A 22754-nucleotide genomic window follows, 5' to 3' on the forward strand; every position below is an offset into this window, starting at 1 on the left:
AACCCCTAATCCCCCTGGTGAGGGGTCGCGGACCCTAGACATGGGTGGTGGGACTTTTGACGGGAAATAGCGGACATTATCGTGAAATTATGATCAAGGCCAGGAAGGGCCCCGGACGGCTTTGGGGGATAAGCGACCTGCATGTGTCCCATCCCCGGAATCGCCAAGTCATGGATTCTCTCCGGCCTCAGTCCGACGACGACTGGCTGCTGGTCGCCGGCGATGTCGCCGAGCTCACCCCGGACATCGAGTGGGGGCTGACCTTCCTCAAGGAACGGTTCGCCACGGTCGTCTGGACACCGGGCAACCACGAGTTGTGGACGCTCGGCGGCGACCCCGTCCAGCTCCGCGGCGAGGCGCGTTACCAGTACCTCGTCGAGATGTGCCGGCGCATCGGCGTGATCACCCCGGAGGATCCCTACCCCGTCTGGACGGGCCCCGGCGGCCCCGCCACCATCGCTCCTCTCTTCCTGCTGTACGACTACAGCTTCCGGCCGGCCGGGGTCTCCCGGCAGGACGCGCTGGACTGGGCGAGGAGAGCCGGTGTCGTGTGCACGGACGAGCTCTATCTCCACTGCCATCCGTATCCGAGCAGGGACGCGTGGTGCGGTGCCCGGGTGGAGCAGACCGAGCGCAGACTGGCCGAGTGTGACCCCGCCATCCCGACGGTGCTGGTCAGCCACTATCCGCTGATCCGCGAACCCACGCTGCTGCTGCGCCATCCGGAGTTCGCCATGTGGTGCGGTACGGAGCGGACCCACGACTGGCATCGCCGCTTCGCCGCAAGCGTCGCTGTCTACGGTCATTTGCACATTCCGAGAACCAGCTGGAGCGACGGGGTGCGTTTCGAGGAGGTCTCCCTCGGCTACCCGCGCGAATGGCTCCAGTGGACCAGGACAGGCACCGTGCTCAGATCGGTGCTCCCCGCGGAGGAACCGGCATGATCGAGTCCATCCTGCCCCCGTACGTCGTGTCTTCCGACACCACCGAGGACGAGCTGGAAGGGAGCCTGTTCCCGGAGGAGGAGGCGATGATCAGCAAGGCGGTGGGCAAACGGCGCAAGGAGTTCACCACCGCCCGGATCTGCGCCAGGCGCGCCATCCGGATGTTAGGCCGCCAGCCGACGCCGATCCTTTCGGGACAGAGCGGGGAGCCGCTGTGGCCTCGGGGGCTCATCGGGAGCGTCACCCACTGCAAGGGCTACCGCGGAGTGGTGGTCGCCACGCAGGTCGAGGCGGCCGCCATCGGCATCGACGCCGAGCCCGACAAGCAACTGCCCATGGGCGTGCTCGAGGCGATCGCGCTGCCCCAGGAGGAGCGGATGGTCCGCGTGCTGCGCGAGCAGCGTCCCGAAGTCTGCTGGGACCGGTTGCTGTTCTGCACCAAGGAGTCGGTCTACAAGGCGTGGTTCCCCTTGGCGCGCCGGTGGCTGGGCTTCCACGACGTGCTGGTCGACATCCGTCCCGGCGGCACGTTCGAGGCGCGGCTGCAGGTGCCCGGCCCGCTGTTGAACCGGCACCGGCTGACCGGTTTCTCCGGACGCTGGCTGGCCGCGGACGGGCTCATCCTGACCGCGATCGTGATGCCGTCCTCCATCTACACCCCGGCCCGCAAGGGTTTGATGGCCGTGGTCAGCTGATCAGGCTCACGCGAACGCCCGGCTGGGAGGACCAGCCGGGCGTTGTGGCATTTCTCCTGGGCCTAAGCGGCCCTGACGGGCTCGTCCCACTCGATGTGGTAGTCGTACTGCGACATCATGAACTTGCTGTTGGCCGTCATCTTCATGATGATCGGAGTGAACACGTCCCTGATCGCCGCGCCGAGCGGGCCGGGGGCCTTGTTGTTGTTGATGCTGTTGGCGACCTTGATGATGCTCTCGACGCGCGGCCGGCGGAGCTTCTCGAAGGTGGCGAACGCCTGCTTCGGGGTGGGCAGGTCGCGCAGGCACTGGGCCAGGACCACGCCGTCCTCGATGGACAGCGAGGCGCCCTGCCCGGAGGTGGGGGTGGGGGCGTGGGCGGCGTCCCCGATGATGACCATGCGGTCGTTGTGCCAGGTCGGCAGGTTGGGCACGGAGCGGGTGGGCGTGGCGCGCAGGTTCTCGGGGTTGCGGGTGGCCTTGATGAGGTCGACCGCGGGGCCGGAGTCGTGCTCGAAGAAGCTGATCAGCTTGCGCTGCCAGCCCAGTCCGTCGGTGGCGTCGAGCTCGCCCTTCTTGGGCTCGTTGGGGTGCGGGAGGCTCGCGTACCACCAGACCTCGCGGCTGGGCAGGACGGCGTAGCCGAAGAAGGCGCGCTTGCCGAACATCATGCTGTAGCTGCACGACTCGGTGTCGACCGGAACTCCGTCGGCGTAGCCGCCGAGGTTGATCAGGCCGGTGTAGTGAGGGGCGGGCGCCTTGGGGTCGATGACCTTGCGAACGGTGGAGTCGATGCCGTCGGCGCCGATGATGATGTCGCCGGTGGCCTCGGTGCCGTCCTCGAAGAGCGCCCGCACGCCGTCGGCGGTCTGCTCGGCCCCGACCAGGCGCTTGCCGCCCTCGATGCGGATGCCGCGCCCGACGGCCTCGCTCTGCAGGATGCGGTAGAGGTCGGCACGGCGGATGGTGTGGCTGGTGGTGCCGTCCGGCAGACGGGCGCCGGTGTTGGTGCCGCCCAAGTTCTTCCCGGCGCTGTTGCGCAGGGTGATCTTCGGGGTGGGGAATCCGGCGGCCACGACATCCTTGCCCGAGCCGATCGTACGCAGGGCGTCGATGCCGTTGGTGGCGACGGTGAGGAACACGCCGACGTCGTCGGCCGGGGTGGCGTACGCCTCGTAGACCACCGCTTCAATGCCGGCCTTCTGTAAGGCCATGGCGGCCGCGGGCCCGGCGACGCCGCCACCGACGATCAGCGCTTTCCGAACTGAAGTCATGCTTGGCTCCCTAAGGTTTCCTGCCATGCCCGCATGTAGGCCGGCTGCTTGAATGACTCGATGAGCTCAGTGACGAACTGACGCTCGGCTTCCAGCAGGGCGAGCCGGAAGTCGTCGTCGATCAAGAACACCCACAGGACCCCGTCGTTGCCGGCGCTCTGCCTGCTCTGACGGATCTGTTCGGCTTGAGTGTTGAGGCGTTCCAGCCGCTGGGTGAGCAGCCGGACCGACTCGGCGGGCGGCAGGACGCTCATGAGCGACAAGGCCACCCCGAACTGGGGATAGTCATTGACCGGCTGCGCGACCAGGTCGCTCAGCCAGTCGAACAGCTCGTGCCTGCCCTTCTCGGTGAGGGCGTAGACGGTGCGCTCAGGCCGCAACGTGTCACGCACTGTCTCCTGGGAAGCGATGAAGCCTGCCTTCGTCAGTTGCTTGACGACCATGTAGAGCGAGCCCTGGTTGTATTTGATGGATTGGTCGGTGTCGTGTCCTTTGAGGCGCCGTCCGATTTCATAGGGGTGCATGGGCTCGACCATCAGCTCGGCAAGCACCGCCAACGCCAGCGGGTTGGTCACCTTGCGTTGCATCATCACTGTCCCATCCACACTCCCCTTGTTGCTTACTCAGGATGCACTAGTCAGCCCTATATAGTCAACACCAACTATGCGACACCAACTATTACGACTCCCCGCGGGATCTCTCCGGTTCTAACCGGAGGCGCTCGCATCTGCCTCGAAAGCAGGCTCCAGCGGCCGTCTAGCCCCCGCGCCTACCGTTTCGCCACAGCTCACCCCAACCGTTCGGGAGGCTCGACGATGGCGATAGGCAGCGCGCTGGTCATCGGTGGCGGCATCGCCGGACCGGTGCTGGCGCTGGCGCTGCGCAGAGCGGGCATCGAGGCGACCGTCTACGAGGCGTACGCCGGCCCCGCCGAGGGAGTCGGAAGCGTGCTGACGATCGCGCCCAACGGCTTCGCCGCGCTGGCGATCACCGGCGCGGACGCCACGGTGCGCAAGGTCGGCCAGCCGACCAGGCGCATGGTCGTGGCGAACGGCCGTGGCAGGCGGCTCGGCGAGCTGCCCGGCCTGCCGGGACTCGAGGCCAGCCAGACCATGTGGCGCAGCGACCTCTATGGCCCGCTGCACGACCATGCCACGGCGAACGGCGTCAGGATCGTGTACGGCAAGCGCCTCATCGGCGCCGAGGAGACGCCGGGAGGCGTCACGGCCAGGTTCGCCGACGGCAGCACCGCGAGCGGGGACATCCTGATCGGCGCCGACGGGATCCGCTCCACGGTCCGCACCCTCATCGACCCCGGCGCCCCAGGGCCGCGGCACGTTCCGCTGCTGAACTTCGACGGCCTGGCGGACTATGTGGTCCCGGCCGACCCGGACGACCTGTGGTTCGCCTTCGGCAGGCGGGCCTTCCTCGGCTACTGGCTGCAGCCCGACGGCCGGACCGGCTGGTTCGCCAACCTTCCCCACGCGGAGCCGATGACCGCCGCCCAGGCCCGCCAGGTGCCGGCGGCCGAGTGGCTGCGCCGGTTGCGTGAGGTCTACGTCGACGACGTGCCCGCCGCGGACCTGATCCGGCACACCAGGCCCGAGAGCCTGATCGTCCTGGGCACGGTCGAGATCATGCCGAGCGTGCCGCGCTGGCACCGGGGCCGGATGGTCCTCGTCGGCGACGCCGTGCACGCGCCCTCACCCAGCTCGGGCCAGGGCGCCTCGCTGGCCATCGAGAGCGCGGTCCAGCTGGCCCGTTGCCTTCGCGACCTGCCCGACCCGCCGAGCGCCTTCGCCGCGTACGAGCGCCTGCGCCGCCCAAGGGTCGAGCGGGTCATCTCACAGGCCTCGAGAACCAACGGCAGCAAGCTGCTCGGACCGGTGGCGGGCGGGCTGATGAGCATGGTGCTGCCCCTGGCGATGAGGACGGTGCTGCGACCGGAGCGGACGTTCGGCTACCAGCACCGCCACCGGATCGACTGGGACGAGCCGGTCGGCGCGGGCGCCGCTCGACTGTCCGGCGCCAGGACGAGATGAGGTGTGGCATGGCCGGTCGGAGAAGCTACGACTTCATGTATCGCGTCGGGGCGCCCTGGGAGACCAGCGAGCCTCGACCGGAACTCGCGCAGTTGCTGGCCGGCGGCGAGATCGCGGGTCCCGGCCGCGCGCTGGACCTCGGATGCGGCGACGGCACGCAGACGGTCTTCCTCGCCCAGCAGGGGTTCGAGACCACCGGGGTGGACTTCTCTCCCACGGCGCTGGCCAAGGCACACCGCGCGGCCAGAACCGCGGGCGTGGAGGTGGACCTCGTCAGGGCCGACTTCACCGCGCCACAGGTGGACGGCGTCGCCGGGCCGTACGACCTGATCCTGGACTACGGGTCGCTCGACGACGTGGCCCCCGCGAAGCGGAGGGCGGTCGCGGCGCACGTGGCGGAGTGGACGCGCCCGGGTGGGCTCGTCCTCATGTGGTGCTTCTACAACGACATCCCCTGGTGGCGATGGGAGCGCATGAGATATCCCGGCCGGCTCCGGCCGGGAGAGGAACGGGAGCTGTATGAGGAAACTTTCACGATCCGCCGGCTCGCTGCCCCGGTCTCCGGCAGCGGCTCAGCCTGCTTCTTGCTGCGTCGTCGCCCTTGACCGGTGTACGAGCGACCTTCAACCCGAGGACGGAAGGATCCAGTCATGCGCGAATCAACCCAGGTTCTGATCATCGGGGGCGGCCCCGCCGGCGCGACTGCGGCCGGATTACTGGCCCGTGAAGGCTTCCAGGTGACCCTTCTGGAACGCGACCGCTTCCCCCGCTACCACATCGGTGAGTCGATCCTGCCCTCCTGCCGCCCGATCTTCGAACTGCTGGGGGTCTGGGACAAGGTGGAGGCCCACGGTTTCCAGCCCAAGGGCGGTGCCTTCTTCGCCTGGGGCCCCGAGGAGTGGGAGGTGAAATTCAGCAACATGGGCGACGAGACGCCCAACGCGTGGCAGGTCATCCGCAGCGAATTCGACCAGCTCCTTCTCGACCACGCCCGCGAGCTCGGTGTCGAGGTGCACGAGGGAGTGAGCGTGCGGGACATCGAGTTCGACGGCGACCGCGCGGTCGCGGCCAACTGGTACGAGACCAAGGACTCCGGCCGGTCGGGACGCATCACGTTCGGCCACGTCATCGACGCCTCGGGCCGCAGTGGCGTGCTGGCCACCCGGCACCTCAAGAGCCGCCGGATGCACGAGGTGTTCAAGAACGTCGCGGCGTGGACGTACTGGAAGGACGCCAAGCCGCTCGGCAAGGGACCCAAGGGCGCCATCGCGGTGTGCTCCATCGAGGACGGCTGGTTCTGGGCCATTCCGCTGCACGACGGGACGTTGAGCGTCGGCCTGGTCACCGGGCGCGACCTGTTCAGGGACAGCCGCAACCGGCTGAACGGCGACGTCCAGGCGGTCTACGACGAGGCCCTGGCCAAGTGCCCGTCCGTGCTCGCCATGCTGGAAGGCGCCGAGCAGGTGGGCGCGATGAAGGTCGAGCAGGACTACTCCTACGTCACCGAGACCTTCGCCGGTCCCGGGTACCAGCTGGCCGGTGACGCCGCCTGCTTCCTCGACCCGCTGCTGTCCACCGGCGTGCACCTGGCCACCTACAGCGCGATGCTCGCCGCGGCCAGTCTGTCCAGCGTGCTGCGCGGCGAGGTCGAGGAAGAGGACGCGGGGCGTTTCTACTCCCACGTCTACCAGCACGCCTACCAGCGGCTGCTCGTGCTGGTCTCGGTGTTCTACGAGAGCTACCGGGGCAAGGAGCACCACTTCTACAACGCCCAGCGGCTGACCACGGGCGAGCGCGATCACCTGGAAGTGCAGGCCGCGTTCGACCGCATCATCACCGGGATCGCCGACCTCAACGACGCGGAGCAGGCGTACAAGCTGGTCCAGGCCCACCTGCAGGGGGCCGAGAGCGGCGACCCCAACCCGCTGAACAACCTCAACCGGGTTCACGAGATCAAGCAGTCGCCGTTCGACCCGGCCAACGCCGTCGGCGGGCTGTATCTGGTCACCCAGCCCCGGCTCGGGTTGCGTTCCAGCCAGCCCGCGCAGGAGCTCGACACCGTCGGCTGAGCAGGCACCACAAAGAACCGGCCCCCACCTCCCGGGTGGGGGCCGGTTTAATGTGCTCGTCAGCGGGAATCGGCCGCCTTGCGGAGCCCGCGCAGTGTCGTCGCCGGGTCGGCCAGTACGGGCAGCGCCGCGAGCATCCCCGTGACGCCAACCGACTCCAGCACCTTCAGCTGCTCGGCCACCTCCGGGACGGTCCCCGCCACGCCGGTGAGCGAGAGGGCGAAGTCGGTGAGTCCGAGCTCCTCCAGCAAACGCGCGTTCTTGCCCCCATGAACGAAGTCCCAGACGTCGTAGCGGCGCTCCATCTCCTCCACCGCGCCCAGCAGATCGGAGGGGACGAGCTTGCGCATGTGCTGCGCCTTCAGGCGCAGGGCGACGTCGGAGGCCAGGGCGGCGGCGATCTCGGAGATCGCCTCCTCCCGGGTGTCGCGGACGGCCATGAAGCTGAAGCCCCAGATCTCGATCGCGTCAGGATCGCGGCCGGCCTGCTCCGCGCCCTCCCGGATCAGGGCGATCTTCCGCTCCACGTGCTCGGCCGACATCCCGACCGTGGTGATCACCCCGTCGGCCGTCTCACCCGCCAGGCGCAGGCTCTGCGGGTAGTCAGCGGCCACGTGGATCGGCATGGGATGCACCCGGGTGAGCGCCTCGGTGGTGAAGCCGTCGACCTCCGCCGTCCCGCCGTTGAGGATCTCCCGTACGGCCCGCAGGTAGTCGAACAGCTGCCGCGGCGAGCCCACGGGGGAGCGCCCGACGACGCGCCTGGTGCTGCCGCCGTTGCCCAGGGAGAGATGGACCCGGCCGCCCGTCAGCTCGTGCAAAGTGGAAATCGCGGTGGCGGTGGCGACCGGGTGTCGCAGAAACGGCGTGGTGACCATGGTCGTCAGCGTCGCGTTCTTGCTCTCCTGCGCCGCCACGGCGAGCGACACGAACAACTCGTAGGCGCGGGCCGGAGTGTCCCCGACCCCGATGACGTCATATCCGAGCTCGTCGGTGAGGCGAACCACATCGCGAAATACGGCGAGGTCGTCCGTCCACTCGATGATCGCGCCCAGCTTCATGGCATACCTTTCGACGTTCGGCTCGGAAGCCGAAAATAGCCAGGCGGACTCGACGCGTCGTCGAATGCGCCGGCCAGGCGTATCGACCCAGGCTCGACCGCGCCCCCAGCGACCGCTCGGAGACTTGTGCACGCCGGTAGCCAGGCAAGCACAGAGGAGCGTTCATGGATATCGGAGTATGCCTTCCGACTACCATTCCCGGCGCTGACGGCAGCCAGCTGATCGAGTTCGCGCGCCGCGCCGAGCGCCTCGGATTCAGCAGCCTGACGGTGGTCGATCGGATGGTCTACGACAACTACGACGGCATCGTCACGCTTTCCGCCGCGGCGGCCGTGACCGAGCGGATCAAGCTCGTGACGGCGATCCTGCTGGCCGCCTACCGGCCGAGCGCCGTGGAACTGGCCAAGCAGCTGGCCAGCCTGGATCGCCTGTCCGGGGGCCGCCTCATCGTCGGTGTCTCCGCTGGAATGCGCGAGGACGACTACGTCGCGACGGGCACCGACTACCACACCCGTGGCAGGCGGCTGGACGCGATGATCGAGGAGCTCAGGGAGGTCTGGAAGGGCGAAGGGCCGGTCCCGGGCGTCGGTCCCCGTCCCGTCAACGGCGACATCCCGTTCTGGGCCGGCGGGCACTCGCCCGCGGGCCTGCGCCGGGCGGCGAAGTACGGCATCGGCTGGATCTCGCCCGGCGGCCCGCCGCACAAGTTCCCCGATCTGGTGGCCAGGTTCAAGGAGCTGTGGGACGAGGAGGGCCGCACCGGCTCGCCGAGAATGGGCACCAACTGCTACGTGTCCCTCGGCCCCGGCGGCAAGGAGCGGGCCACCGAGCACATGCTCAGCTACTACGCCTACATGGGCACCATGGCCGAGCACCTCGCGAAGGGCGCCGTCACCGACGAGAGCGTGCTCAAGGACGCGGCGGCCGCCTACGCGGCCAACGGCTGCGACGAGCTGCTGATCCTCTCCTGCACGGCCGATCCGGACCACCTCGACCGGATCGCCGACGTGGTGCTGTGATGCCGCTACGGATCATCATCATCGGTGGCGGCATCGGCGGGCTCTGCCTCGCCCAGGGGCTGAAACAGGCGGGGGTGGAGGACGTTCACGTCTACGAGCGTGACGAGTCGCCCCGCGGCCGGATGCAGGGCTACCGGTTGCGGATCAGCCCGGAAGGGGAGAGCGCGCTGCGGGACTGCCTGCCCCGCCGCGCACAGGACCTGCTCGCCGCGACCGCGAACCTGCGGCACGAGCAGGGCCTGGCCGCCTACGACGAGCAGCTGAACCCGCAGTGGGCCCCCGAGTTCGGCGACGCCCGCGGGGACGCGCCCGACAAGATCGACGCGGTCGACCGCATGACGCTGCGGCGCGTCCTGCTCACGGGTCTCGACGGGGTGGTGCACTTCGGCCGGCGGTTCACCCGTTTCGAGCAGGTGGGCGACAAGGTCGTGGCGCACTTCTCCGGCGGCCAATCGGTCACCGGCGACGTGCTGGTGGCGGCCGACGGCGCCAATTCGCAGGTGCGCAAGCAGCTGCGGCCGGATCACCAGCACCTCGACCTCGGCGTTCGCGCGATCCTTTCCCGTACGCCGAGGGCCGCCGCCATCAAGGCCGGCCTGCCCGAGGTGCTGCGCGACCGGTTCGTCAACGTCACCGGGGCGAACGGGCTCCGACTGGCGCTGATGCCCATGGTCTTCCGCGACACGCCGCGCGAGGCGGCCGAGCGGTTGTGGCCTGGCGTGGAGATGGACCAGGCGGAGGACTACTACATGTCGGTGTTCAGCGTGCACCGAGACGTGCTCGGGATACCCGACTCCGTGTTCCTCTCCATGACCGGCGAGGAGCTGCGCGAGCTGGTGCTCGAGCGGACCGCCGAGTGGCATCCCGACCTCCGCGGCGTGTTCGCGCACGCCGAGGCGGCCGAGACCTACCCGCTCACGCTGAAGGCGACCGTGCCCGTCGAGCCCTGGGGCGAGGGCAAGGTCGTCCCCCTCGGAGACGCCGTGCACACGATGCCGCCGACCGGCGGCGTCGGGGCGAACACCGCGCTGCGCGATGCCGGCGCGCTCAGCCAGGCCCTCGCGGCCGTCTCACGCGGCGAGGTGTCGCTGGCGGACGCGGTGGCCGGCTATCAGGCCGAGATGGTGCGATACGCGACCGAAGCGATCGAGATGTCGCTGAAGATCGCCAAATGGTCCATGCGGAAGATCGATGTCGACCCAGAATCGTAGGGAGATGCGTACGTGACGACTACAGCCGTGGACACCAGCAAGCCTTCCGGGATCATCCGGCTGGCCAATTCCTTCTGTGACGCGAAAGCGCTGCTGACCGCCGTGGAACTCGGCCTTTTCACCGCGTTGAACGGCGGCGAGGCCTCCGCCGAGGAGATCCGTGAGCGCCTCGGCCTGCACGGCCGCGGCCTGTCCGACTGGCTCGACCTGCTGGTCGAGCTGAACCTGCTGGAGCGAGAGGACGGCCGTTACCGCAACAGCGCGGGCGCCGACCAGTATCTGGTGCGTGGCTCGGAGCCGTACATCGGCGGGTTCATCGAGAGGTCGAACCGCAACCTCTATCCGGCCTGGGGCCGTCTCTCCGAGGCGTTGCGCACCGGGGAGTCGCAGACCGGGAGCCACTTCGACGAGGTGGTCGAGAACCCGAAGATCCTCGGTCAGTTCATCAACTCGATGGACGCGCTGACGCGCACGCTCGGCCCGCAGCTGATCGAGGCCTACGACGGCTGGGGCGAGTACGACTCCGTGCTGGACGTCGGTGGTTGCCGCGGCGCCCTGGCCTCGCAGATCGTCAAGGCGCATTCGCACCTCGCCGGCGCGGTGTTCGACCTGCCGCAGATGGCGCCCTTCGCCGAGGAGCTCGCCGCCGAGCAGGGGCTGACGGGCAAGGTGACCTTCCACGGGGGCAGCTTCTTCGACGACCCGCTGCCCAGCGCCGACATCGTGGTCATGGGTCACGTTCTGCACGACTGGTCGGCTGAGCAGCGGAAGTTCCTGGTGGAGAAGGCCTACCACGCCGTCAACCCCGGGGGCGTGCTCGTGGTCTACGACCGCATGCTCGACCGCTCGTCCAGCCGGATCGAGAACCTGGTGATCAGCCTGGACATGCTGCTGGTCACCGATGGAGGGTCGGAGTACACCGTGGGCGAGCTGCGGAGCCACGCGGAGGCGGCCGGGTTCGCCTCGGTCGAGGTGCGCCTGCTCGGCGACGACGACACGCTCGTGATCGCCCGAAAGGCGAGCTGAGCTCCCACCGCATGCCAAGGCCGGTGACGGATCATCCGTCACCGGCCTTCGCGTGTCGGGGGGGTTAGTGGAGGACTGTGGGTGCTGACGGCTCGGCGACCTCGGCCGGCCTGACGATGCCCGTGGCGATCCGGTCACGCCGGTACGCCACCGCGAGGCCGAAACCCGTGACGATCACGGCGATGACGAGGTAGTAGAGGGAGTCGGGGATGACCGCGGTCACCCGCACCACCTGGCTGGCCAGGCCGGCGCCGAGCGCGGAGAACAGCCACCACAGACCGATCATCCGGGCGCGGAAGGCCGGGGGAGCGACCTCGAAGGCGGCGCTGATGCCGACCGCCGCGATGATCAGCTCGCCGAGGGCGTGCAGGATGTAGACCGAGATCAGCCACAGGGGTGAGGTCTTCTCGCCCGAAGCCGCCAGCCAGGCGGCGCCCGCCATGATCATGAAGCTGAACCCGACGATGACGAGCCCGACCGAGAACTTCACCGCCACGTTGACGTACTGTCCGTGGCGCTTGAAGTACCACGCCAGCAGCGGCGCGGCGAGCAGGATGAACAGCGGCGTCGCGGACTGCAGCCAGCTGGCGGGCAGGACGAAGCCGAGGACCTCGCGGTCGGTGGACTGCAGGGCGAAGAGGTTGAGCATCGAGCCGTCCTGCCCGGCGATCAGCCAGAACAGCGCGGAACCGCACAGCGGCCAGAGGAAGACGGACAGGCGCCGCCGGTCGGCCGCGGTGAGGTCGGGGTGGCGGCGGAGCAGCCAGAAGGCCACGAACGGCACCACGATGATGCTCAGGCCGCAGATGGCGATGGTCAGCCCCAGCGGGATCAGCCCCACCGCCGCCGCCAGCAGGAAGACCGCCGGGATCGCCGCGCGCACGCCGAATCGCCGCAGCTCCGGACCGCTCGCCCGGTTGACGGTGAGGGTGCCGGCGGTGTCGAAGCTGCGGCTGCCGCGCCAGTACGTCAGCGCGCAGGCGACGGAGGTCACCCCGGCCGCGGCGAAACCGGCGTGCCAGTCGACCCGCTCGCCCAGGTAGCCGGTCACCAGCGGGGCCAGCAGGGCGCTGACCTGGATGCCCACGTAGAACATGGAGATCGCGGCCTCGCGCTCGCTGCGGACGCGCTGGTAGTGCAGGTTGAGCATGGTGGTGAGGTTCGGCTTGTAGATCGCCGTGCCCATCGCCACCAGCAGCAGCCCGACACCGGTGACCGCGGTCGAGGGTGCGGCGAGCACGAAGTAGCCGGCCGACACGGTGACGGCGCCGTACAGCGTCGCGGTGTGCGGGCCGAGGATCCGGTCGCCCACCCAACCGCCGAGCAGGGACAGCATGAAGGTCAGGCCGAGATAGACCCCGACCAGCGCCGCGGAGTCGGTGGGCGCCAGCCCGAGACCCCCGCCGGCGGTGGGAGCGCTGAAGTACAGGACCAGGATGGCGAGCATGCCGTAGAAGCCGAAGCGCTCCCACAGGTCGCTCATGAAGAGCGTGACGAACGAACGTTTGGACCAGGATGGGGATGTCATGCTCCGAGCGTCCGCCGAGGGGATCGAGTCAGGATCGAGGACGACCAGAGTGCGCGCTCCGACAGACGACCAGAGTCTCGTTGTGGTCGAGCGGCTGGTGGCTCACGGAGGTGAAGCCCGCGGACACGGCGAGCCCGACCAGCTCGTCGATGGCGTACTCCTCGCCCTCCTCGGTGACCAGGGCCATGACCAGGCTCGTCACGAGGTTGTCGACGGTCGGGTGCGCGGCGTCGATCATCCGGTCGTGCACCAGCAGCACGCCGCCGGGGCTGACGGCCTGGAAGGCGGCGCGGATCAACTGCTCCCGCCGGTCACGTGACCAGTTGTGCAGGATGTGACCGAGGATCACGATGTCGGCAGGGGGCAGCGGGTCGGCGAAGAAGTCCCCGGAGTGGAACCGGACCCTCCCGGTCGTGCCCAGTTCGGCCATGTGCTCGTCGAACAGCGGCTCCATCTGCGGCAGGTCGAACACGTGCCCGGTCAGGCCCGGGTGGGACTGGACGAGCTGCCCCACCAGGTCGCCCCGGCACCCGCCGACGTCCAGGACGGTCCGGTGGGCCGCCCAGTCGACGGCCTTGAGGATTCCCGGCACGAGTGGCTGCAGGGCGCCGTCCATCATGCGGGTGTACCGCCGCAGTTCCGCGGGGTCGTTCAGCATGGCGGCGAAACCGTCGGAGGCCGATCGCGGCCGGCCGCTGCGCAGCGTCTCGGTCAGCTCTCCCCAGACCGGATAGAGGTTCGCCTTGGCACCGAGCAGCGCGCCTCCGACGTAGCCGGGCCTGCCCTCCACGAGGTGGTGCTCCGCGACCTCGGCGTTGCGGTAGCGGCCGTCGTCCTCCCGCAGCAGGCCGAGCGCGACGAGCAGCCGGAGGAGGTCACGCAGCCCCCGGCCGTGCAGGCCCAGCAGGCGGGCGATGTCGGGTTCGGTGGCCGAGCCGTCGCACAGCACTGTGAACAGGTTGAGCTCCACCGCGGTGAGCAGCGCCTGGGCCTCACAGAACGCGTTGCCGAGCCGGAGAATGTCGTGCACGGAGCCGGGAGCGCTGTGCGTCATCGGCCGGCCTCCTTCCATCCATAACGCTCTGACGTCACCGAGACCATGCCGCAGCGCCGTGGAACCTCACTCGAAGACAGGCCCTCGAGCCGCTCGCGAACCGCGTCTCGCACAGTGAGGGCTCCCCCTACCGAAACGGGTGAGAGCGATGCATGTGAGCGCGACGAAGGACACTTGCGCGGTAGCCAGCCTGTGCGTCTACGACGTCCCCGACGTCTTCGACCAGGACGAGGACGGCTCGGTCGAGGTGCTCGACCCCAACCCGCCGGCCGAGCTGCACGACGCCGTACGGCACGCGGCCCGCGGCTGCCCCACCCGGTCGATCCACATCCGGGAGACGTCCGCCTAGGCCCGGTCGAGTGGTCGTCGAGGTCGGCTGGACTCGTCGGTCACATGCTGGGGCGAAGCTTGCGGACCAACCGAAGGAGATGTGGATGTGCGGTATCGCCGGCTGGGCGGACTTCGGACGAGACCTGACGCCCGAGCGGGCGACGTTGCAGGCGATGACCGACGCGCTGGCCAAACGAGGCGTTGACGACCAGGGCCTGTGGCTGCGTGGCCACATCGGGCTCGGACACACACGTACGGCGATCATCGACGTGGCCGGTGGTGCGCAACCGCTGGCCGTCGAGGAGGACGGCAGCACCATCGCCGTGATCGTCTACAACGGCGAGGTCTACAACTTCAAGCAGCTGCGGACGGAGCTGCGGGCCAGAGGACACGAGTTCCGCACGCGCAGTGACACCGAGGTCGTCCTGCGCTCCTACCTCGAGTGGGGGAGCGACTGCGCCAAGCACCTCGAGGGCATCTTCGCCTTCGCGATCTGGGATGTGCGCCGCGAGGAACTGTTCCTGGCCCGTGACCGCCTCGGCGTCAAGCCACTCTTCTACACCAAGTTGCCGGACGGGATCCTGTTCGGTTCCGAGCCCAAGGCGCTGCTGGCCAACCCGCTGGTACGGCCGGCGGTGACGCTCGACGGGCTGCGCGAGCTCTTCGCCACCGCCAAGACCCCGGGCCGGGCCGTCTTCCGCGACATGCAGGCCGTGCTGCCGGGTCACTCGCTGACCGTCGGCCGCGACGGCGTGGTGGAGCGGACGTACTGGGCGCTGGAGGCGCGGCCGCACACCGACGACATCAAGGGGACCATCGCCCACGTCCGCGAACTGCTCGAGGACATCGTCCTGCGTGAGCTGGAGGCGGACGTCCCGCTGTGCACGGCGCTGTCCGGCGGCCTGGACTCCAGCGCCGTCACCGCGATCGCCGCCAAATGGCGGTGGAAGCTCGACGGCGAGCGGGTGCGCACGTTCGTGACCACGTTCGACACATATGCCCAGAACTTCCAGCCGGACGACGTCCGGTTCTCGCCGGACGAACCCTACGCGGCCGAGATGGCGCGGCACATCAGCTCCGATCACATCAGGATCATGCTGAACACCAGCGACCTGATGGACCCGCGGACCCGGTTGGAGGTGCTGCTGGCCCAGGACATGCCGACGACGCTGGGCGACATGGACACCTCGAACTACCTCACCTCCCGTGAGATCAAGACGCACTCCACGGTGGCGCTGGCGGGCGAGGTGGCCGACGAGATCTTCGGCGGCTACAACTGGATGTTCGTCCCCGAGCTGCTGAACGCCGGCACCTTCCCCTGGACGGCCAACGAGCTCCGGCAGCCGGGCTCACCCCGCGGCCAGGGCAGGGGCCTGTTCGATCAGGGCCTGATGCGCAAGCTCGACATGGAGGGCTTCTACGCCGACCACTACAGCCAGGCTCTGGCGGAAGTGCCGCATCAGGAGGGGGAGGACGCCGAGGAGCGGCAGATGCGCTCGGTCAGCTACGTCACCCTGACCCGCTGGCTGCCCATGCTGCTCGATCGGGACGACCGCCTTTCCATGGCGCACGGTCTCGAGCTTCGCGTGCCGTACGCCGACCACCGGCTGGTCGAGTACATGTACAACACGCCGTGGATGTTCAAGACCTTCGACGGCAGGGAGAAGAGCATCCTGCGCGCGGCCGTACGGGATCTCGTGCCGGGCACCGTGCTGGACCGCAAGAAGAGCCCGTGGCCGGTCACGCAGGACCCGGCCTACACGCGGATGCTGCACGGCGAGCTGACGGCCCTGATCAACGATCCCTCGTCGCCGGCTCTCCCGCTGCTCGACGTCGACGCGATCCGGCACACGCTCGAGGAGCCGTCCGATCGCTCCAACGAGTGGATCAGCAGGATGCACATCGAGATGACGTTGCAGTTCAACACCTGGATGAGGCAGTACGACGTAGAGCTGGAGATCTGACGATGGACTTCGCCGACGTGCTGCGCAAGCGCCAGATGATGCGCAGCTACAAGGATCAGCCCGTGGCCGACGAGGTGCTGCACCGCGTCCTGCAGGCGTTGCGGCGGGCGCCGAGCGCGGGGTTCAGCCAGGGGCACCGGCTCGTCGTCGTGACCGATCCCAAGCTCCGGCAGCAGGCCGCCGACATCGCCGAGGGACGCTACGTCGACCTGGGCTTCCCCCGGTGGATCGCGTCGGCGCCGGTGCACATCTACCTGTGCACGCGGGAGCAGTCCTACCACGAGCGCTACGGGGGCGCGGAGGAGGTCAGGCCCGGCTACACCGAGATTCCCTGGCCCGTGCCGTTCTGGTGGTTCGACTGCGGCGCGCTGTTCATGCTGCTGCAGCTCGCCGCGCTCAACGAGGGGCTCGCGACCGGGTTCTTCAGCTCCGTCTACACCGACGAGCTGGCCGACCTGGCGGAAGTGGCCGGCCTGCCGGACGATCTCGCCCTGGCCGGCGTGATCACCATCGGCCACCCGGACCACGACCGGGTGCTGCCCGTGCCGCCCAATGCCGCGACCCGCCTGCCCAACGACCAGCTCATCGAATGGCGGGTGTGACCTTTGAAACCGCGCATCGTCGTCCTCGGGGGCGGCATCGCCGGCCTGGCGGCGTCCATCGGCCTGGTACGGCACGGCTATCCGGTCACGCTGATCGAGCGTGACCCGCCGCCTCCCGCCGACCCGGAGCTGGATCCCTTCCTGGAGTGGAAGCGCCGTGGCGTCCCGCAGTTCCGCCTGCCGCACGGCTTCTCCGCCCGGGCGCGCACGCTGCTGGCGGCGCACGCGCCCGAGGTCCTCGACCAGCTCAGAGCCGACGGCATCGAGGAGATCAACGTCTTCAAGACGTTCATCCCGCCGGAACTCTGGGAGCCCTCCGACGAGGAGTTCACCGTCGTGTGGGCTCGCCGGTCCGCCTTCGAGCTCGCGCTGCGGCGCTGTGCCGAAGCCGAGCCCGGCATCACTTTCCTCTGCCCCGAGCTCGTGGACGGGCTGCGGTTCGCTCCAGGAGAGTCCGGGCCGCCGCGGGTGAGCGGGGTCAGCCTGGCCGACGGCCGCGAGCTGGCGGCGGACCTCGTGCTCGACTGCGGCGGCGGGCGTTCACGGGTCTCCCGGTGGCTGGCCGCCGCGGGCGTTCACGTCCAGGCCGACACCCAGGACTGCCAGACCGTCTACTTCAGCCGCTATTACCGTTTCACGCCCGGCTGCGCCCTGCCGAAGAACGCCATGCTCGTCCGGGGCGAGCTCGAAAGCCTCATGTACATCGGCTTCCCTGGAGACCACGACACGTTCGGCCTCTGCCTCGAAGTGCACCCCAGTGAGAACCTGCAGCCGCTGCGCAACACGTGGACCTGGGAGGCCGCCGCGCGCAGCATCCCGGCGCTGGCACCGTGGATAGACCCGGCCAACGCCACCCCTCTGGCCGGCGTCCAGATCATGGGCGGGCATCACAACGTACGCCGGCGGTTCGTCGCCGACGGGCGGCCGGTCGTGACGGGACTGCTGGCCGTCGGAGACGCGCTGTGCACCACCAACCCGGCCTACGGCTGGGGGGCGTCGATGGCACTCACCTATGCCTTCGCCGCCGCGGAGGCGGTCGCCGCGCATGACGGCGATCCGGTGGCCATGGCGCTCGCCTACGACGCCGCCACCGCCGCCGAGGCCGACGCCGTCTACCGGGAGTCGGCGGCGATGGACCGGGCCCGCATCTACCGCATCACCGGTCAGGAGGTGCCCGAGCAGGATCGGGCCGAGATGGAGCGGCAGCGGCTCATCGCCGAGGGCGTGGCCGCGGGGGTGCTGTCCGACGTGGAGCTCTCCCGTGCCTTCTGCCGCCGGATCAACCTGGCGGGTCCCGCCGACACCGTGATCAACAATCCCGAGATCGTCCAGCGGGCCAAGGACAACCTGCGGCAGCTGGCGGCCGCGCCCCCCGTGGAGCTGGGGCCGGGCAGGGAAGAGCTCCGGGAGATCATCCTGGCGGCCGAAGCCCGCGGCGAGGGCGAGCACGCGCGCCTCGAGAGCTCGCACGCTTGATCGCACCCCGGCTCGGCACACGGAAAGGTGGCCGCACCGCGTACGTACGCGGTGCGGCCACCTTTTTGGCGTTATGCGGTGTAGGTCGCGGTGACCTCGTAGATGCCGAACGGCCTGCCGCCGGGCGCCCGCTGGTGGCGGCGCAGCGGAGCGGTCGTGTCGCGGTGCCCCGCGCCCTCCTCCCAGCGGCGGAACGCGGCCAGGCTCTCCCACTCGCTCATCACGACGAACGCCGCGGGGTCGTCGGCGGCGCGCAGCAGTTCGTTGCCGAGCAGGCCGGGCGTGCCAGACAAGGCGCTGCTGATCTGGTGGTAGGCCGACTCGACGGCGTCAGGCTCCTCCGACGGAGCGGCGGCGTAGATCAGCACCCTGGCCCGCGCACCGGCCATCAGCGCTTTCCACCCATCGCGTACACGACCTGCATGGTCGTCATCGACCCGCCGGAGCGGAACGGGTGGAGCTTGGTGCGGTGCTCCAGATGCCCGTCGCTGTGCTCGAACTCGCGGAAGCGCGGCTCGTCGGCCCAGTCGCTCATGATGTAGTAGACGCCTTCCTCCTCCTCGCTCTTGGAGAGCCACTGGCCGAGGTTGGCGGGGTGGTCGGTGACGGCCTTGCCGACCTGGTACCACGTCCGCTCGAACTCCTCCTCCATGCCGGAGTGGATGTTCATGCGCAGCAGGACGCGGAAGACGGGCTGGGACTGTGACATGACGTGACCTCAATCCTCGGGTTGGAGAAATTCGCGGTTCAACCGTTCACGTGCGTAAAGCCGAGTGAGTCTGTGCATCCCGTAGCGGATGCTGCCGGCGTCGTCCGCCCGGACGTCGAGCAGATGGCAGCCGGCGAGGCGGGTCAGGCGGGCCTCCACCGCGTCGGTGGCGTTGCCGAGCAGCCCGGCGGCGGTCACGGCGGTGAAGTCCTGCGCGGGGAGCAGGCTGAGGAGGCGGAGCGTGCTGCGGTCGTGTGGATCAAGCCGGAAGTAGGCGTGGTCATAGTCCGCACGCACGTCGAATTCGGCGAATCGCAGCTGGTCGAGGGGTGCAGGGGACGACTCCAGCAGTGCCGCCATCTTCTGCAGCGACCAGACCCTGGCGGCGGCGAGGCGGGAGCCGACGCATCGCAGGGCCCTGGGCAGCCGCCCGCAGAGCTCGACGATCGTCTCGGCGTACTCGGGCTCGGCGGCCACCCGCTCGGCCCCGATGATGCGGCTGAGCAGCTGCGTGCCTTCTGACAGGCTCATCACGCCGAGGTCGACGCTGGTCACGCCCGGCATGCTCTGCAGTCCCTCGCGGCTGGTGACGATCACGACGCACTGGGGCGTCGCGGGCAGCAGGGGGGTCACCTGGGCGGCGTCGCTGGCGTTGTCGAGGACGACCAGGATCCGCCGGTTGTTGCTCCACGTGCGGAAGAGGTTGGTCCGCTCTTCGAGCGTCGGCGGGATCTGCTGGTCCGGCACCCCCACCGAGCGCAGGAAGCCGGCGAGAACGTCTCCCGGTGCCGCCGGGGTGGCCGAGGCGCCGTGGAGGTCGGCGAAGAGCTGGCCGTCCGGGAACTGGGACCGGTGAAGGTGCCCGGCGTGCAGCGCCAGGGTGGTCTTCCCCACGCCGCCCATCCCTGTGATCGAGATCGTCCGGGCCGCGGTGCTGCCGGGCTGAGGCGCGGCGAGGACCTGGGCGAGCCGGGCGAGCTCCGCCACGCGTCCCGTGAAATCGGATATGTCAGGCGGCAGTTGCGCGGGAACGGTCAGCGCGGCGGGCGGCGGGGAGGTGCTGCTCGACGGCTGGGCCGGGGCGGTCCCGGCCGGTTTGGGGGCGTCGGCACTCAGCAGCGACTGGTGGAGGCGCTGCAGCGCTGCGGACGGTTCGAGCCCGAGCTCGTCGATCAGCACCTTGCGCAACTGCCGATAGACCTCCAGCGCTTCGTACCGGCGCCCGCACCGGTTCAGGGCCGTCATGAGGTCGCCGTAGAAACGTTCGTGCAGGGGATAGCTGTGCACGAGCGTCTTCAGCTCGCTGATGAGCTCGCGATAGCGCCCGAGGCGCATGTCGGCCTCGATGTGCAGTTCCAGAGCCCGCAACCGGTTCTCCTCCAGGCGCGTCACGTGGGCGGAGAGGATCTCCCCCGTGGTGACGCCGAGAAGTGCCTGGCCACGCCACACACTCAGCGCCTCGGACAGCAACTCGCCGGCGCGCTGCGCGTCGCCGCTCTCCAGCGTCAAACGGCCCTCGCGCGTCGCCTTCTCAAAGATGCCGACATCAACGCTTTCGTCCGGGACTTCCAGCAGATAACCACACTGCTGTGTGTGCAAACGGGCCAGGCCACTCGGGTCGAGGACCTCTTTCCTGAGTTTGTAGATGTAGGTCTGCAGGGTGGTCATCGCGCTCTCCGGCGGATGATCTCCCCATAACTCGTCGATGAATTCGCTAATTTGCACGATCTGGCCCTTGCGTACCAGGAGAAAAGCCAGAACCTGGCGGACCTTGGGTGCGGTGGGAGTGATATCCCTGCTCTCGTGTATGACCGCGAGCGGGCCGAGTATGCGGAAGCTCATTGTGCCCTTCAATCTGCGCATGGCATGTTGAGGGAATCAACGTTGATTCCGGCGGAATTCGGACGTCCGGCATCAATTCCACTCGAAGGCTATTTTTGAGCTTCTTTCCTAGCAACCCCTAGGGTTGTGGTATAGCGGCCTACTGGCGAGTACTAGGGGTGATCCGGCACAGCAGGGCACCGGACGCGACGCTCTCTCCCGGCGTCGCGGACAGGCCGGTGACCACGCCTGGTTTGTGGGCGGTGACGGGCTGCTCCATCTTCATCGCCTCAATGACCAGGATGGTCTCGCCTTCCTCAACGGTGTCGCCGTCGGCCACGAAGACCTTGACGACGGTCCCCTGCATCGAGCTGACCAGCGCGTCGCTGTCGGCGCCTGCCGGCGTCGACGCCTTGGTGGCGGTGCGGCGGGGCGCCGCCGGGGGAGCACCGCCGTTCATCAGGGCGACGTTCGTCAGGGCGGGAGGCAGCACGACCTCGAGGCGCCGTCCGTCCACCTCGACGCTGACGCGCTCGCGGGGAGCGGCCTCGGCCGGGGCATCGGGGTGCGGGTGCGGCTCGATGGGAGTGGCGAACTCGGTCTCGATCCACCTGGTGTGCACGGCGAACGGCTCGCCCGTGAAGGCGGGCTCCTCCACCGCGGCGCGGTGGAAGGGCAGGAGCGTGGGCAGGCCCTCGATGCCGAACTCGGCCAGCGCCCGCCGGGCGCGTCGCAGCGCCCGCTCCCGATCACTCCCTGTCACGATCAGCTTCGCGATCAGTGAGTCGAACTCCCTCGGCACGGACTGGCCTGACGTGTACCCGGAGTCCAGCCGCACGCCCGGTCCGGTCGGCGGCTGGAAGGCCGCGATCGTGCCCGGGGCGGGCAGGAATCCGCGCCCGGCGTCCTCGGCGTTGATGCGGAACTCGATCGAGTGGCCGCGCGGCTCCGGGTCGTCGTAGCCGAGTGCCTCGCCCTGCGCGATGCGGAACATCTCCCGCACCAGGTCGATGCCCGTCACCTCCTCGGTGACCGGGTGCTCGACCTGCAGCCGGGTGTTGACCTCGAGGAAGGAGACCACGCCGTCCAGGCCGATGAGGAACTCGCAGGTGCCCGCGCCGACATAGCCGGCCTCACGCAGGATCGCCTTGGAGCTGGTGTAGAGCTGCTCACGCTGCTCGTCGGTCAGGAACGGGGCCGGCGCCTCCTCGACGAGCTTCTGGTGACGCCGCTGCAGCGAGCAGTCCCGGGTCGACACCACCACGACCTTGCCGTACGTGTCGGCCAGGCACTGGGTCTCCACGTGGCGTGGCCGCTCCAGGTAACGCTCCACGAAGCATTCACCGCGGCCGAAGGCGGTGACCGCCTCGCGTACCGCCGACTCGTACGCCTCCGGGATCTCCGCCATCGTGCAGGCGACCTTCAGGCCCCGGCCGCCTCCGCCGTACGCCGCCTTGATCGCGATCGGGAGCCCGTGCTCGGAGGCGAAGGCCAGCACCTCCTCCACACCGGCGACCGGCTCGCCGGTGCCGGCCACCATCGGCGCGCCCACCTTCTGCGCGATGTGCCGCGCGGCGACCTTGTCACCCAGCGCCCTGATCGCGCCGGGCGGCGGGCCGATCCAGGTGAGCCCCGCATCGAGGACGGCCTCGGCGAAGTCGGCGTTCTCCGCCAGGAATCCGTAGCCGGGATGGACAGCGTCCGCGCCGGCACGGTCGGCCACGGCCAGCACCTTGTCGATGGCCAGGTAGGTCTCGGCCGGGCTGGTCCCGCCGAGCGCGTACGCCTGGTCGGCGAGCTTGACGTGGAGCGCGTTCAGGTCCTGTTCGGAGTAGATGGCGATGCTGGTCAGGCCCAGGTCCTTGCAGGCCCTGACGATCCGGACCGCGATCTCGCCACGGTTGACGACCAGGACCTTGGAGATGCCGC

Annotated in this window: 21 protein-coding genes; 12 read left to right on the forward strand and 9 right to left on the reverse strand. The window is 69.1% G+C overall.

The features are described 5' to 3' along the window. The first annotated feature begins 89 nt into the window (after nt 1–89). Together ACQPWU_RS14175 and ACQPWU_RS14180 are read left to right on the forward strand one after the other, a co-directional pair. Nucleotides 90–944: a metallophosphoesterase family protein gene (locus tag ACQPWU_RS14175; RefSeq protein ID WP_433440012.1), complete on the forward strand. Its 855-nt coding sequence runs from the start codon at nt 90–92 to the stop codon at nt 942–944. Next, nucleotides 941–1639: a 4'-phosphopantetheinyl transferase family protein gene (locus tag ACQPWU_RS14180; protein WP_433440014.1), complete on the forward strand. Its 699-nt coding sequence runs from the start codon at nt 941–943 to the stop codon at nt 1637–1639. Before ACQPWU_RS14175 ends, ACQPWU_RS14180 begins: the two co-directional genes overlap by 4 nt. Before the next feature lie 62 nt (nt 1640–1701). Here the strand turns inward: ACQPWU_RS14180 and ACQPWU_RS14185 are convergent, their stop codons facing one another. Next, nucleotides 1702–2913 (reverse strand): FAD-dependent monooxygenase, encoded by a 1212-nt coding sequence (locus tag ACQPWU_RS14185; RefSeq protein ID WP_433440016.1) that lies wholly within the window; start codon nt 2911–2913, stop codon nt 1702–1704. Next, nucleotides 2910–3503 (reverse strand): PadR family transcriptional regulator, encoded by a 594-nt coding sequence (locus ACQPWU_RS14190; RefSeq protein ID WP_433440018.1) that lies wholly within the window; start codon nt 3501–3503, stop codon nt 2910–2912. The genes ACQPWU_RS14185 and ACQPWU_RS14190 overlap by 4 nt, the downstream gene beginning before the upstream one ends. Before the next feature lie 225 nt (nt 3504–3728). Between ACQPWU_RS14190 and ACQPWU_RS14195 the strand changes: the two genes are divergently transcribed. Genes ACQPWU_RS14195 through ACQPWU_RS14205 form a run of 3 tightly spaced genes read left to right on the forward strand, consistent with a single transcriptional unit; the run spans nt 3729 to nt 7024 of the window. Beyond that, nucleotides 3729–4955, forward strand: a complete 1227-nt coding sequence (locus tag ACQPWU_RS14195; protein WP_433440020.1) for an FAD-dependent oxidoreductase — start codon at nt 3729–3731, stop codon at nt 4953–4955. A gap of 8 nt (nt 4956–4963) precedes the next feature. Continuing rightward, nucleotides 4964–5560 carry a class I SAM-dependent methyltransferase gene (locus ACQPWU_RS14200; protein ID WP_360694906.1) on the forward strand — a complete coding sequence of 199 codons (597 nt, stop codon included), beginning with the start codon at nt 4964–4966 and terminating at the stop codon, nt 5558–5560. A gap of 45 nt (nt 5561–5605) precedes the next feature. After that, complete coding sequence (locus ACQPWU_RS14205) at nt 5606–7024, forward strand: NAD(P)/FAD-dependent oxidoreductase (protein ID WP_433440023.1); 1419 nt, start codon at nt 5606–5608, stop codon at nt 7022–7024. Between the two features lie 59 nt (nt 7025–7083). Here ACQPWU_RS14205 and ACQPWU_RS14210 read toward each other — a convergent pair whose 3' ends face one another. Further along, nucleotides 7084–8085: an LLM class flavin-dependent oxidoreductase gene (locus ACQPWU_RS14210; protein ID WP_433440025.1), complete on the reverse strand. Its 1002-nt coding sequence runs from the start codon at nt 8083–8085 to the stop codon at nt 7084–7086. Between the two features lie 164 nt (nt 8086–8249). On the opposite strand from ACQPWU_RS14210, the gene ACQPWU_RS14215 reads away from it, so the two are divergent. Genes ACQPWU_RS14215 through ACQPWU_RS14225 form a run of 3 tightly spaced genes read left to right on the forward strand, consistent with a single transcriptional unit; the run spans nt 8250 to nt 11341 of the window. Then, the gene (locus ACQPWU_RS14215) at nt 8250–9104 is read left to right on the forward strand and encodes an LLM class flavin-dependent oxidoreductase (protein ID WP_433440027.1); all 855 of its coding nucleotides are present in this window, start codon (nt 8250–8252) and stop codon (nt 9102–9104) included. Then, nucleotides 9104–10315: an FAD-dependent oxidoreductase gene (locus ACQPWU_RS14220; RefSeq protein WP_433440029.1), complete on the forward strand. Its 1212-nt coding sequence runs from the start codon at nt 9104–9106 to the stop codon at nt 10313–10315. Before ACQPWU_RS14215 ends, ACQPWU_RS14220 begins: the two co-directional genes overlap by 1 nt. Nucleotides 10316–10327: 12 nt before the next feature. Then, nucleotides 10328–11341 carry a methyltransferase gene (locus tag ACQPWU_RS14225; RefSeq protein WP_433440031.1) on the forward strand — a complete coding sequence of 338 codons (1014 nt, stop codon included), beginning with the start codon at nt 10328–10330 and terminating at the stop codon, nt 11339–11341. A 64-nt stretch (nt 11342–11405) separates the two neighbouring features. Here the strand turns inward: ACQPWU_RS14225 and ACQPWU_RS14230 are convergent, their stop codons facing one another. Further along, nucleotides 11406–12869, reverse strand: coding sequence for a peptide MFS transporter (locus ACQPWU_RS14230; protein WP_433440033.1), 1464 nt, complete (start codon nt 12867–12869; stop codon nt 11406–11408). Nucleotides 12870–12897: 28 nt separating this feature from the next. Further along, complete coding sequence (locus ACQPWU_RS14235) at nt 12898–13923, reverse strand: methyltransferase (RefSeq protein ID WP_433440035.1); 1026 nt, start codon at nt 13921–13923, stop codon at nt 12898–12900. A 148-nt stretch (nt 13924–14071) separates the two neighbouring features. Here ACQPWU_RS14235 and ACQPWU_RS14240 point away from each other — a divergent pair, with 148 nt between their 5' ends. The 4 genes from ACQPWU_RS14240 (at nt 14072) to ACQPWU_RS14255 (ending at nt 18295) form a co-directional block, all read left to right on the forward strand. Then, the gene (locus tag ACQPWU_RS14240; protein WP_360694929.1) at nt 14072–14272 is read left to right on the forward strand and encodes a ferredoxin; all 201 of its coding nucleotides are present in this window, start codon (nt 14072–14074) and stop codon (nt 14270–14272) included. 85 nt (nt 14273–14357) lie between these two features. Then, nucleotides 14358–16217 carry an asparagine synthase (glutamine-hydrolyzing) gene (gene asnB / locus ACQPWU_RS14245; protein ID WP_433440038.1) on the forward strand — a complete coding sequence of 620 codons (1860 nt, stop codon included), beginning with the start codon at nt 14358–14360 and terminating at the stop codon, nt 16215–16217. 2 nt (nt 16218–16219) lie between these two features. Next, nucleotides 16220–16819 (forward strand): nitroreductase family protein, encoded by a 600-nt coding sequence (locus ACQPWU_RS14250; protein ID WP_360694936.1) that lies wholly within the window; start codon nt 16220–16222, stop codon nt 16817–16819. Between the two features lie 3 nt (nt 16820–16822). Beyond that, nucleotides 16823–18295, forward strand: coding sequence for an FAD-dependent oxidoreductase (locus ACQPWU_RS14255; RefSeq protein ID WP_433440040.1), 1473 nt, complete (start codon nt 16823–16825; stop codon nt 18293–18295). Nucleotides 18296–18366: 71 nt separating this feature from the next. Here the strand turns inward: ACQPWU_RS14255 and ACQPWU_RS14260 are convergent, their stop codons facing one another. The 4 genes from ACQPWU_RS14260 to ACQPWU_RS14275 all read right to left on the reverse strand — a co-directional run bounded on the left by ACQPWU_RS14260 (nt 18367) and on the right by ACQPWU_RS14275 (nt 22749). After that, on the reverse strand, nt 18367–18684 hold the full coding sequence (locus ACQPWU_RS14260) for an antibiotic biosynthesis monooxygenase family protein (protein WP_360694942.1): 318 nt from the start codon (nt 18682–18684) through the stop codon (nt 18367–18369). Beyond that, nucleotides 18684–19004 carry an antibiotic biosynthesis monooxygenase family protein gene (locus ACQPWU_RS14265; RefSeq protein ID WP_360694945.1) on the reverse strand — a complete coding sequence of 107 codons (321 nt, stop codon included), beginning with the start codon at nt 19002–19004 and terminating at the stop codon, nt 18684–18686. The genes ACQPWU_RS14260 and ACQPWU_RS14265 overlap by 1 nt, the downstream gene beginning before the upstream one ends. A 9-nt stretch (nt 19005–19013) precedes the next feature. Next, complete coding sequence (locus ACQPWU_RS14270) at nt 19014–20846, reverse strand: BTAD domain-containing putative transcriptional regulator (RefSeq protein ID WP_433440043.1); 1833 nt, start codon at nt 20844–20846, stop codon at nt 19014–19016. A 139-nt stretch (nt 20847–20985) separates the two neighbouring features. Continuing rightward, complete coding sequence (locus ACQPWU_RS14275; protein ID WP_433445208.1) at nt 20986–22749, reverse strand: acetyl/propionyl/methylcrotonyl-CoA carboxylase subunit alpha; 1764 nt, start codon at nt 22747–22749, stop codon at nt 20986–20988. Nucleotides 22750–22754 lie beyond the last annotated feature (5 nt).

This window comes from Nonomuraea sp. CA-141351 (assembly GCF_050944675.1).
Taxonomy (GTDB): Bacteria; Actinomycetota; Actinomycetes; order Streptosporangiales; family Streptosporangiaceae; genus Nonomuraea.